9 protein-coding genes are annotated in these 11,554 nt (G+C 69.9%); 1 reads left to right on the top strand and 8 read right to left on the bottom strand.

Features of this window, described 5'->3' with window-relative positions; translation table 11 throughout:
• Nucleotides 1-631: 631 nt before the first annotated feature.
• The 8 genes from ACFWW9_RS43910 to ACFWW9_RS43875 form a co-directional block, all read right to left on the bottom strand.
• The gene (locus ACFWW9_RS43910; RefSeq protein ID WP_390389208.1) at nucleotides 632-1,537 is read right to left on the bottom strand and encodes a proteasome assembly chaperone family protein; all 906 of its coding nucleotides are present in this window, start codon (nucleotides 1,535-1,537) and stop codon (nucleotides 632-634) included.
• 244 nt (nucleotides 1,538-1,781) lie between these two features.
• On the bottom strand, nucleotides 1,782-3,185 hold the full coding sequence (gene sthA, locus ACFWW9_RS43905) for a Si-specific NAD(P)(+) transhydrogenase (RefSeq protein ID WP_390389205.1): 1,404 nt from the start codon (nucleotides 3,183-3,185) through the stop codon (nucleotides 1,782-1,784).
• 40 nt (nucleotides 3,186-3,225) lie between these two features.
• Nucleotides 3,226-4,278, bottom strand: a complete 1,053-nt coding sequence (locus ACFWW9_RS43900) for a response regulator transcription factor (protein WP_390389203.1) — start codon at nucleotides 4,276-4,278, stop codon at nucleotides 3,226-3,228.
• 81 nt (nucleotides 4,279-4,359) lie between these two features.
• The gene (locus ACFWW9_RS43895; protein WP_390389202.1) at nucleotides 4,360-5,634 is read right to left on the bottom strand and encodes a sensor histidine kinase; all 1,275 of its coding nucleotides are present in this window, start codon (nucleotides 5,632-5,634) and stop codon (nucleotides 4,360-4,362) included.
• The gene (locus tag ACFWW9_RS43890; RefSeq protein ID WP_390389200.1) at nucleotides 5,631-6,296 is read right to left on the bottom strand and encodes a response regulator transcription factor; all 666 of its coding nucleotides are present in this window, start codon (nucleotides 6,294-6,296) and stop codon (nucleotides 5,631-5,633) included. The genes ACFWW9_RS43895 and ACFWW9_RS43890 overlap by 4 nt, the downstream gene beginning before the upstream one ends.
• A 367-nt stretch (nucleotides 6,297-6,663) precedes the next feature.
• Nucleotides 6,664-7,443, bottom strand: a complete 780-nt coding sequence (locus tag ACFWW9_RS43885) for an alpha/beta fold hydrolase (RefSeq protein ID WP_390389198.1) — start codon at nucleotides 7,441-7,443, stop codon at nucleotides 6,664-6,666.
• A gap of 30 nt (nucleotides 7,444-7,473) precedes the next feature.
• Complete coding sequence (locus ACFWW9_RS43880; RefSeq protein WP_390389197.1) at nucleotides 7,474-7,614, bottom strand: hypothetical protein; 141 nt, start codon at nucleotides 7,612-7,614, stop codon at nucleotides 7,474-7,476.
• 431 nt (nucleotides 7,615-8,045) lie between these two features.
• Complete coding sequence (locus ACFWW9_RS43875) at nucleotides 8,046-9,068, bottom strand: LacI family DNA-binding transcriptional regulator (protein ID WP_390389195.1); 1,023 nt, start codon at nucleotides 9,066-9,068, stop codon at nucleotides 8,046-8,048.
• 240 nt (nucleotides 9,069-9,308) lie between these two features.
• Here ACFWW9_RS43875 and ACFWW9_RS43870 point away from each other — a divergent pair, with 240 nt between their 5' ends.
• The gene (locus ACFWW9_RS43870; RefSeq protein WP_390389193.1) at nucleotides 9,309-11,471 is read left to right on the top strand and encodes an MMPL family transporter; all 2,163 of its coding nucleotides are present in this window, start codon (nucleotides 9,309-9,311) and stop codon (nucleotides 11,469-11,471) included.
• The last annotated feature ends 83 nt before the right edge of the window (nucleotides 11,472-11,554 follow it).

The raw sequence follows: 11,554 nt of genomic DNA, 5'->3' as shown, positions 1-11,554 counted from the left end.
CAAGACGAAAGAGGGTGGGGGCGCAAAAACACTCGGGGGGTGCCAGGGTTGGGGGTTAAAAGAACCTGCCGGCATGGTGCGGTTTGGTCCCGGTGCGAGTGCCGGCCGGGGGCCGGAAGATTTTAAGTCCAGATCCGAGCGGTGCGGGTGCCGGCCGGGGGCCGGAAGAATTTTAGTCCAGTACTGCACGGTGCGAGTGTCGGCCGGGGGCCGGAAGATATTTGGTGCAGTTCCGATCGGTGCAGGTGGGGCCGGGTTGGGCTGGTCGCGGGGGCGGGTTGGGGCCGGGGGCCAGCTGGGTGAGGAACCAGCGGGCACCTGATGACTACTACGGCCGTCTGCCTGGAAAAAGCTTTGTCGGTGGGGTGTGGTGGTCACTACGGTGGATGCAGCCGAACGCTAGGAGGGCACCGCTGGTGATCACGTCTACGATCCTGCGCGCACTGTTGGTCTTGAGGGCTGTCGCGTCTGGGCCTGATAGTCATCCCGGGTGGGATGGGCGGTCTCGGCGGCTGCCTGCTCGGAAGATGGCGCAGCGGATTGCTGCTCGGCCTCGGTTCGGCTGACCGGCTGAGACGCGGATGGGGCCGTCCTCCCTTGGAGGACGGCCCCATCTGGGCGTTGGTGGTGGTTACTGAGGGCCTTGTTCTGCCAGGAACTTCTCGAACTCGGCGCCCAGTTCGTCTGCGCTGGGGATTTCTTCCTCTTCCAGCAGGAGGCTCTGGTCTTCGCGTTCCGAGCCGGTGAAGGCGTCGTACTGGCGTTCCAGGGCCGCCACCACCTCGGAGACCTCTTCCGACTCCGACACCTGGCGCTGTAGTTCGGCGCTGGCCCTGCGGGCCGTTTCCTTCAGGATGTCGGACGGCAGTGCGAGGCCCGTGGTGCGGGTGATGGTGTCCAGGAGTACCAAGGCCGCTGCGGGGTGGGTCGACTGGGCCAGGTAGTGGGGGACGTGGGCTGCGAAGCCGATTGCGTCGTGGCCGTGTTCGCCTAGGCGGACCTCGAGCATGGCGGCCACGTTTCCGGGGACCTCGACGCGGCTGAAGAACGGCTGGTGGCCGGAGACCAGTTCGCGGCGGGTTGCGTGGGCCGTGACGCCCAAGGGGCGGGTGTGCGGCAGGCGCATGGGGATGCCGTGGAAGCCCACGGTCGTGCCCACCTGCCAGCGGTCCACGAGCTGCTGCACGGCGGCGATGAAGGTTTCCCAGCGGAAGTCCGGTTCCGGGCCGCTCAGGAGCAGGAACGGGAAGCCTGCCGCGTCGAACACCAGGTTCACGACCAGCTCGGGTGCCGGCTGGGGTTCGAAGTGGTCGGTCGCGTAGATCATGCTGGGGCGGCGCGAGCGGTAGTCGATCAGCTGGTCGACGTCGAAGCGCGCGATCACGCGGTGCTCGTAGCTCGACAGGATGTGCTCCACGAGGAGCTTCCCGGCGGCACCGGCGTCCATGAACCCGTCGAAGTGGTGCAGCAGCACGGCTCCGGTCAGGTCCGGTACGTCGGAGTCCACCTCGTACAGGTTCTCCGGATCCAGCACCACCACAAACCTCCCAGCGAGTCACGGACGTTCCGCAAGTGCCAACAACCCCTGATCGGCTTACATTCCCCCTATTCTCACACCCGATCTCCAGACGGGTACCCCTATTTCCCGGCGACCTGGGACTTCGACCCCGGAACGTGCCCAGGATTACGCCGAACGGCCCAGCGCGGCCGTGTCCCACCACGACCGTGCTGGGCCTCGAAAAGCCCGATCGGCGCTCGGGGCGTGCCCGGTCGCCGCCCGGCTACTCGGCCAGCCAGGTCACCTGCCTGATCTTGTTCATCGCGTCGAGCGCGGCCACCTTGTACGACTCGGCGAGCGTCGGGTAGTTGAAGACGGCGTCGACGAGGTAGTCCACGGTGCCGCCGCAGCCCATCACCGCCTGGCCGATGTGCACCAGCTCGGTCGCGCCCGTGCCGAACACGTGCACGCCCAGCAGCGAGCGGTCCTCGGACGACACCAGCAGCTTCAACATGCCGTAGGAGTCGCCGATGATCTGGCCGCGCGCCAGCTCGCGGTACCGCGAGATGCCCACCTCGAACGGGATGGACGCGGCGGTCAGCTCGTCCTCGGTGCGGCCGATGTAGCTGATCTCCGGGATCGTGTAGATGCCGATCGGCTGGTTCTCGCTCATGGCCCGGACCGGCTCGCCGCACGCGTGGTAGGCCGCCAACCTGCCCTGCTCCATGGACGTGGCCGCCAACGCCGGGAAGCCGATGACGTCGCCGACAGCGTAGATGTGCTCCACCGGCGTGCGGAAGTGCTCGTCGACCGAGATCCGGCCGCGGTTGTCGGCCGCGATCCCGGCCTTCTCCAGGTCGAGGCCCTCGGTCATGCCCTGCCTGCCCGCGGAGTACATGACCGTCTCGGCGGGGATCTTCTTGCCGCTGGCGAGCACGGCGATGGCGCCGCGCGCGTACCGCTCGACCGACGCCACGGTCTCGCCGAAGCGGAACGTGACGGACAGGTCCCTCAGCTGGTACTTCAGCGCCTCCACGACCTCCAGGTCGCAGAACTCCAGCATCCGGTCGCGCCGCTCCACGACGGTGACCTTCGTGCCGAGCGCGGCGAACATGGAGGCGTACTCGATGCCGATGACGCCCGCGCCGACCACGATCATCGACTGCGGGATGTGCTCCAGGTGCTGGATGCCGTCGGAGTCGATGATGGTCTTGTCGTCGAAGTCCACGGTGTCCGGTCGCGACGGACGGGTGCCGGTCGCGATGACGATCTTGTCGGCGGTGACCTTGTGCAGCTGCTCGGTGCCGTCGACGACCTCGATCGTGTGCTCGTCGAGGAACTTGCCGAGTCCGGGCAGCAGCGTCACCCGGTTGCGGGACAGCTGGTTGCGGATGACGTCGATCTCGCGCCCCACCACGTGCTGGGTGCGCGCGGACAGGTCCGCGATCGTGATGTCGTGCTTCACGCGGTAGCTCTGGCCGTACATCTCGCGCTGGTTGAGGCCGGTGAGGTAGAGCACCGCCTCGCGCAGCGTCTTGGAGGGGATGGTGCCGGTGTTGATGCACACCCCACCGATCATGTCGCGGCGCTCGACCACCGCGGCCTTCTTGCCGAGTTTCGCGGCGGCGATGGCCGCCTTCTGCCCGCCGGGACCGGACCCGAGCACCAGGACGTCGAAGTCGTACATGGCGGTCAGTGTGCCTCAGCGATCGGCAAAAGTGTCCTGGTCACACCGACTGGTCACCGAACTGGTCCGGCAGGGCAACACGCAGTTCGTGCCTACCGGTCAAACCGAGCTTCCGGTACACCCCGGACAGGTGGAACTCGATCGTGCGGCGGGTGAGGAACAGCTGTTCGGAGATCTGCTTGTTGCTGTACCCCGACCGGGCGAGCCAGGCGATCTTCGCCTCCTGCCGGGTCAGGTCGCGGCCCGCGCGGACGATCTGCGCCAGGTCCTCGCGGGCGCGCAGCAGCTCCAGCCGCGCGGTGGACAGCGAGAGCAGGTCGACCGACTCCCCCAGCATCTCCACGGCCTCGTCGCCGTCGCGGGTGGCCGCGACCGCGTGCAGGGCGATCCCGACGGCGCGGGACGTGCCCCAGCCGCGGGCCTCGATCAGCTCCTGCTCGGCCAGCACCTTCGCCAGCTCCCGGCGGCGGTCGCCGAGGGCGGCCAGCGCGGCGCGCGAGCGCCACGGGAGGACGGCCGGGTTGCGGACGCCGCCGTCGACCAGCCGCCGCCCGCAGTCGAGGTAGTCGTCGACGCCGGGACGGCGGCGGCCGGCGGCCACGTGCAGCGCGCCGCGGGCGGCCAGCAGGTAGGGCGCTTCGGGGCCGTCCGGCACGTCGCCGGCGAAGCCGTGTTCGCGCAGCAGCGCGGAGGCCACGTCGTACTGCTCAAGGCCGACCTCGGCCGTCACGAGTTCCGCGAGCGCGAGATGCCTGGTGCGCAACGAGAGCGCGCGTTCGTCCAACACGGACCGGGCGAGGTCGCGCGCGACGAGCGGCTGCCCGTTGGCGTGCGCGATCCGGGCGCGCAGCAGGCCGAGCACCGCGCGCTGGCGGGTGCGCTCCTCCACGCGCAGGCAGAGTTCCAGCGCCATGCCGGGTTCGTCGGCGTAGAGCAGGATCGACACGGCGTGCCACAGGTCCGCGTAGGCCTCGCAGGAGCCCGCGCGCTGCACCGCGGGGCCGCGGTCGACGCCCCGGCAGGCCGCGACGTACGCGGAGCGGACCGAGCGGAACCCGCTGTCCACTGTGGACCGGGTCAGCGTGTCTGTCATCGGCCACTCCCCGTGCACGTGCTGATGCTCGTTCACGAGAAACCTTCTCAGCCCGCCTCTGAGAAAACTGTGAGCGCTTGCTCAGGCAACGACTTCCGGCAGTGCCAGCTCGATCGTCGTGCCGCCCAACGGGGAGTCCACCACGCGCGCCGACCCGCGGTGCAGGTCCGCCACCCACCGCACGATGGCCAGCCCGATGCCGGTCCCGGTGGTGCTGCCGGTGACCCACTGGTCGAACACGCGGTCGCGGTCGGCCACGTCGATGCCGGGCCCCCGGTCGGACACCGTGACGGTGCCGCCGGAGACCTTCACCTCGACCCGCACCCGACCGTCCTCCTGGGTCCCGTGCTTCACCGCGTTGTCGACGAGGTTGCGCAGCGCCTGCGACAGCAGCACCGGGTCGCCCTCGACGACGGTGGGGTGCAGGTCCACGTCGACCGTGCGGCCGTCGTCGATCTGCTCGCCGACGACCTCCTCCACGAGCTGGTCCAGCCGCAGCGGCAGCCACTCCATCGCGCGGGTGCCGTTGCGGACGCGCGCACGGGCCAGCAGCCCGGTCACCAGGTGCGCCATCCGGTCGACCAGCCCGACGACCTGGGCGGCCGACGCGCTCGCGCGGACCGGGTCGTTCGCGCCCGCCTCGGCGATCAGCCGCAGCGTCGCCAGCGGGGTGCGCAGCTCGTGGGCGGCCTCGGCGAGGAACCGCTCCTCCTGCTCGAGCGCCCGCACGGCGGGGCGGGTGCCGATGTAGGACAGCATGTGGCCCGCGGCCGCCGCGAGCACGAGCATCGCGAAGCAGCCCCAGAACGTCCACATCACGTACTCGCGGTGCGCGGCCTCGCCGGGCGCGGGGTCACCGGCCACCAGGACGATCGCGGCGACCTGGTTCGTGGTGTTCCACACCGGGGCCGCGGCGAGCCGCAGCCGGGCGCCCGTCGGCGAGACGCCGTCGCCGAGCACGGCGTACTGGAGGTCGCGGACCTGGTCCACGATCTCCAGCTCGTGGCGCTCCTCGGACTTGGCGCTGTCGACCTCGCGGGAGTACTTCGAGACCCACTCGCCGTTCTCGCGGGTCCACACGTGCAGCAGCGACGTGCGGCTGACCAGCGCGTCCACGTCCAGCGGCTCCAGGTGCAGGTTGCCGTCGGCGTCGTAGTAGACGACCCGCGACAGGCCCGCGACCTGGCGGTCCAGCTCGATGTCCAAGGCCTGGTCGCGCGACCGCTCGTCGTTGACCAGCGCGATCGTGGCCAGGGTGCCGATGCAGATGGCAGTGGTCGCGGTGAACAGCACCGTCAGCACCCAGCGCACCCGGCGCAACCGCTTCGCCGTGGTGCTCTGCCACGCCGTGGTCACCCGATCTCGTCAATCACGAAACCGACCCCGCGCGACGTGGTGATCAGCGGCGGGGGGCCCAGCTTGCGGCGGAGTTGGACGACGACGGCGTCCACCACGTTCGACATCGGTTCGGCCATGGCGTCCCAGCAGTGCTCGATGAGGTCGGAGCGCGAGACTACCTGCCCCCGGCGGGCGCAGAGCAGTTCGAGCACGGCGAACTCCTTGGCGGTGAGGCTCAGCATCACCCCCGCCCGCGTGACGCGCCGCCTCGCCGCGTCGACCTCGAGGTCCGCGATGCGGACCAGCGACGGCCGCGGCTGCTCGGCCCGGCGGCACAGCGCGCCGACCCGTGCGACCAGCTCCGCCATCGCGAAGGGCTTGCCCAGGTAGTCGTCCGCGCCGTTGTCGAACCCCGCCACGCGCTCCGCGATGCCGTCCATCGCGGTCAGCATCAGCACCGGCACCCGCGACCTGCGCGCCCGCCAGCGGCTGAGCAGGTCGAGCCCGTCGCCGTCGGGCAGACCGCGGTCCAGCAGCACGCAGTCGTAGGTGTTCGCCGTCAGGCTCTCCTCCGCGGAGGCCAGGTCCGTGACCCAGTCCACCGCGAATCCGGCATGGCGAAGTCCGGACACGACCTCATGACCCAGCTCAGCGTCGTCCTCGACCGCCAGTACACGCACGAGGGAGAGAGTAGTGGGCGGAGGAAAACCTGTGGTGGATCCGTAGAGACGAGTCTTCTTCACACCGTGAGACTTCGGGTCCGGGCCGCCGCCCCAGTCGCACACGTCCACGGGAGCGCCCGATGAGCACGAGGTCCACCGTGCCCCCCTTCCGGATCACCGGTCCGCGCGCACCCCGCTGAGGCCTCAGCCCGATCAGGGACGAGGAATTCCCCTGCCACCGGCGCCCGACCGCTCATGACCGGTCGGGCGCCGGTCCCCGGAACGCCGGAACCCCGCCCGGTGTGCCCGAGCGGGGTTCCGCGGCATCCTGGTCGGGGATGCGGGGTGTCGGAGCTGGGGGACTCCCGACGACCTGGTGAGAGGACTAGTGGGTGAACTCCTCGATCAGCCGCGTCCACGCCCCCGCGCTCTCCAGCGCCGGGGCGTGACCGGAGTCGAGGGTGGCCCAGCGGGCGCCGGGGATGCCGTCGGCGAGCGCCTTGGTCAGCTCGGGCGCGATCAGCTGGTCCTGGGTGGTGCCGATGACGAGGGTGGGCACGGCCACCGACGCGAGGTCCGCGGTGATGTCGGTCGAGAGCACGAGGTCCACCTGCTCCAGCAGCCCGGCCGGGGTGGTGAGGGCGACGAGCTCGATGAAGCCCTCGCGCTGGTCGTGGCTCATCCGCGCCAGGTACGCGCTGCCGAGCATGACCGTCGTGACGTAGCGGGCGAGCGAGGTGCGGTCGCCTCCGGCGAGGGTGCGCCAGCGCTGCACCTTGGCGCGCGTGGCCTCGTCGAGGACGGCGAACCCGGACGTGAGCACGAGGCCCGTGACGCGGTCGGGGTGCCGGACGGCGGCGCGGACGGCGGTGGCGCAGCCCAGCGAGTAGCCGACGACGGTGAACGTCTCGGCGCCCTCGTGCACGGCCGTGGCGACCAGCCGGTCGGCCAGGTCGTCGAGGTCGAGCGGTCCCGTCGAGCGCGGGGTCGCCCCCGAGCCGGGGAGGTCGGCCCCGATGACCTTGAGGGTGCGGGACAGCGGCGCGAGCAGCGGTCCGAAGTTGGCCTGGACAGTGCCGCCCGCGCCGTGCGCGAGGACGACGGCGGGCCCGGTGCCGCGGACGGTGGTCGCGAGCCGAGCCGCGGACGTGTCGACCTGGGTCATCGTCGGTCCCCTTCCGTTGGGTCGAAGCTATCAGTCGAGGCCGCGCACGATGGTGGGTTCGAGGCTTTCGCCTTCGGCCGTCCACCATTCACGCGGGGGAATGCAGAACTTCTCCACGAGTTCCTGGTGTGAAATATTCGCTACGGCCACCTCGGTGGTTGCGTGTTCCATGGCGACTCCTGCTGTGTATCGCGTATACCGTCTTACCGGTCATGCGCTTCAGGTTCAATCACCGTAACGACGGAATGTGACGCAGAACAACCCCTACCACTCCCCTACGGTATATCGCCGACCGATACGGGACTGGGGTTTTCCTTGCTCCGTTCAGCCGAGAGACTCATGTGACGACCGCCGCCGGTCGCACTACTCCTCCCACCTGCGGAAGCACAACCCCTAGCACCCCCTGTTCGGGTACCCCTATTCCTACTCCCCAGCACCCCTAGTAGCAGCCGAGAACGCCCAAAACGGTGTTACGTTACGAAGGGTCCGGACCGTTCGCGCAGCACCAGGCCGGTATTCCGGAATGGGCGCGCGACTCCGACATCGCGGACGGAGGCGATGCAGTGAAGCGGTCGCAGAGCAGCGGCGAGAGCCGAATGCCGTCAGGCGGATTGGCGGACCACGAAGGTCGGCGAGAACACCACGGAACTGACGGGCCGGTTCGGCCGGTCGACGTGGTCGAGCAGCAGGCGGACCATTTCCGCCGCCATGTCCTCCACGGGCTGCCGGACGGTGGTCAGCGGCGGGTCGCAGTGCAGCGCGGAGACGCTGTCGTCGAAGCCGACGACGGCGACGTCCTCCGGGACGCGCCGCCCGGCCCGGCGCAGCACCGGCAACGCGCCGTGCGCCATCAGGTCGGACGCCACGAACAGGCCGTCCAGGTCGGGGTGCTCGGCGAGCAGCCGCCGCGCCGCGCGGGCGCCGGACTCGGAACTGAAGTCGCCCTCGACGTGGGGCGCGTCGGTCACGCCGTGGTCGGCCATCGCGGTGCGGAAGCCCGCGAGCCGGTCGATGGCGGAGGGGTTGTCGAGCGGGCCGGTGATCGTGGCGAGGCGCCGCCTGCCGATCCCGACGAGGTGGTCGACCGCGAGCCGGGCTCCCGCCGCGTGGTCCACGTCGACGTGGCTGACGCGGAGGGAACCCATGGGTCTGCCCGACAGCACGACCGGCAGCCGCATGGTCGCGAGCATCGAGGGCAGCGGGTCGCCGCGGTGCGTGTGGATCAGTATCGCGCCGTCCAGCCTGCCCTGCCGCAGGTCGGCGACCAGGTGCTCGTGGGTCGACGACCCGGCCAGCGTCACGACCAGGTGCACGCCGAGCGGCTGGACGACGCCCATGACGCCCTCCACCACGCGGCCGAAGAACGGGTCGCCGAAGATGCGGACCTCGTCGGGCAGCACCAGCGCCACCGAGCCCGCGCGACGGGTCACCAGCGACCGCGCCGCCAGGTTGGGCCGGTAGCCGGTCGCGTCGATCGCCTGCTGCACGGTCTGGCGCAGGTCGTCGTCCACCGTCGGGACCCGGTTGACCACCCGCGAAACGGTGGCCCGCGAAACACCCGCCACTCGGGCGACTTCTTCGAGGGTCACGGCTTTAGTCGGTGGAGCAACGAGTTCGCCCGGCATGGAGCCATTTATACCTTGCCCGCCAGGGGTGACCGCGGGATTTCCACCAGATGGACCGGCGGGTAGTCGGCAAACGGGTCGTCACCAGCGGCGCGAGCCGCTCGACCGCTTATCAATGTGTTCTCGCGGTAAACACCGTGCAAAACCCGCCAGCCTGGGCATGAAATAGCCCACCACAGTAGGAGGACGACCTTGTTCGCGAAGTGGGGTTCACTTGCGTACCACCGCCGTTGGGTGGTGATGATCGCCACCTTGGTGCTGACCGTGATGGGCGGAATGTGGGGACTCGGGGTTTTCGACCGGCTCAGTGAGGGTGGCTTCGGCGACCCCACGAGCGAGGCCGTCCGGGCCAACAAGCTCGTCGAGGACACCTTCGGCCGCCAGGGCGGCGACATCGTGGTGATGTACACCGCGCCGTCCGGCACCACGATCGACACGCCGGAGGTGAAGGCCAAGGTCGAGAAGTCGCTGGCGGGCCTGCCGACGGACGCGGTCAAGACCGTCGTGTCCTACTGGACCATCCCCCAGCCCAACCCCTTCGGCACCGCTGACAAGTCGAAGGCGCTGGTGGCGATCACGCTCCAGGCCTCCGACTCCAACACCCAGCTCAAGGACTTCGCCCGGATCTCCGACCAGCTCGTGGTCGACGGGGTCCAGACGCAGTTCGCGGGCCAGATCCCGATCCAGAAGACGATCAGCGAGATGTCCGGCGCCGACCTGGTGCGCGCCGAGACCGTGTCGATGCCGATCGTGCTGATCCTGCTCGTGGTCATCTTCGGCGGCGTGGTCGCCGCCTCGCTGCCGGTGCTCGTGGGCGGCCTGGCCATCATGGGGTCGCTGGCGCTGCTGCACGCGATCTCGCTGGGCACGGAGGTGAACTCGTTCGCCATCAACGTGGCCAGCCTGCTGGGCCTGGGCATGGCGATCGACTACGGGTTGTTCATCGTGGGCCGGTTCCGGGAGGAACTGGCCGCCGGGCGGACACCCGAGCAGGCAGTGGCGCGGACCGTCGGCTCCGCTGGCCGGACCGTCGTGTTCTCCGCGACGCTGCTGATCGTGGCGCTGTCGGGCCTGCTGCTGTTCCCGCAGAGCTTCCTCAAGTCGCTGGGCTACGGCGGCATGTCCGCGGTGTTCGTCGCGGCCCTCGTGTCGCTGACGCTGCTGCCCGCCCTGCTGGGCATCCTCGGGCCGCGCGTCGACAAGCTGGCGATGCCGTGGCGCAAGCGGATGGCGAAGTCCGAGTCGGGGTCCGGCTGGGGCACGCTCGGCCGCAAGGTGATGAAGAAGCCCGCGCTGTTCGCGATCCCGATCGTGGCCGTGCTGCTGGCGCTGGGCGCCCCGTTCCTCGGGGTGAAGTTCGGCGAGGTCACCGAGAAGGTGCTGCCGGAGGGCAACGCCGCGCGCGTCGCCGTGGAGACGCTGAACAAGGACTTCCCCGAGGTCGCGAAGACCGGCCTGGACATCGTGGTGAAGGGCAACACCAGCCAGGAGGCCGTGCAGCGGTTCGCCGAGCGCGTCGGCGACGTGCCCGGCGTCGGCACCGCGGCGCTGGCGCAGGAACCGAAGAACAACGTGTGGCTGCTGTCGGCCACGCTCGACGGCGACCCGCTCAGCGACGCGTCCAAGCAGGCGATGCTCGACGTCCGCGAGGTGACGCCGCCGCTGGGCGCGTCCGAGGTGCTGGTCGGCGGGTCCACCGCGGTCAACGTCGACAGCCTGTCCGCCATCGGCTCGAAGCTGCCGTGGATGGCGCTGCTGTTCATCGCCGCCACGTTCATCCTGATGTTCCTGGCGTTCGGCTCGGTCCTGCTGCCGGTCAAGGCGATCGTGATGAGCGCGCTGAGCCTGTCGGCGACGTTCGGCGTGCTGACGTGGATCTTCCACGACGGCCACCTGGCGTCCCTGCTGGGCGTCACGCCGTCGCCGCTGGACTCCGGCATCGTGGTGCTGATGGTGGCGATGATCCTCGGCCTGTCCACGGACTACGAGGTGTTCCTGCTGTCCCGGATGGTCGAGGCCCGCAACAAGGGGGCCTCGAACGAGGACGCCATCGCGACCGGCCTGGCCAAGACCGGCCGGGTCATCACGGCCGCGGCGATCCTGCTGATCCTGGTCACCGGCGCGTTCGCGTTCTCCCAGGTCGCGATGATGCGCTTCGTGGGCGTCGGCATGATCCTCGCGCTGCTGATCGACGCGACGATCGTCCGGATGATCCTCGTGCCCGCCGTGCTCAAGCTGCTGGGCAACGCCGCCTGGTGGGCCCCCGGCCCGCTGCGCCGCATCCAGGAGAAGCTCGCCATCCACGAGGGCGGCGACGTGGAGGACGACGACGAGGACGACACCCCCACCCACCAGCTCCCCGTGCAGCAGCAGCCCGTGGGGGCCGGTAGGCACCTGAGGTAGCCCGCCCGCTTTCCCGTCAACGGGGTCCCGGCCTTTCGAGGCCGGGACCCCAGTTTAGTGCGGTCGAGTCGCTCGCCAACGAC

The organism is Umezawaea sp. NPDC059074, assembly GCF_042738955.1.
Classification (GTDB): domain Bacteria; phylum Actinomycetota; class Actinomycetes; order Mycobacteriales; family Pseudonocardiaceae; genus Umezawaea.
Note: the sequence above shows the minus strand (reverse complement) of the source record. Positions and strands in the feature narration are given on the sequence as shown.

Excerpts from the sequence above, each read along its gene's own strand:
- sthA (WP_390389205.1), bottom strand. The coding sequence starts at position 3,185 with ATGTACGACTTCGACGTCCTGGTGCTCGGGTCCGGTCCCGGCGGGCAG.
- ACFWW9_RS43900 (WP_390389203.1), bottom strand. The coding sequence starts at position 4,278 with ATGACAGACACGCTGACCCGGTCCACAGTGGACAGCGGGTTCCGCTCG.
- ACFWW9_RS43885 (WP_390389198.1), bottom strand. The coding sequence starts at position 7,443 with ATGACCCAGGTCGACACGTCCGCGGCTCGGCTCGCGACCACCGTCCGC.
- ACFWW9_RS43880 (WP_390389197.1), bottom strand. The coding sequence starts at position 7,614 with ATGGAACACGCAACCACCGAGGTGGCCGTAGCGAATATTTCACACCAG.
- ACFWW9_RS43875 (WP_390389195.1), bottom strand. The coding sequence starts at position 9,068 with ATGCCGGGCGAACTCGTTGCTCCACCGACTAAAGCCGTGACCCTCGAA.
- ACFWW9_RS43870 (WP_390389193.1), top strand. The coding sequence starts at position 9,309 with ATGATCGCCACCTTGGTGCTGACCGTGATGGGCGGAATGTGGGGACTC.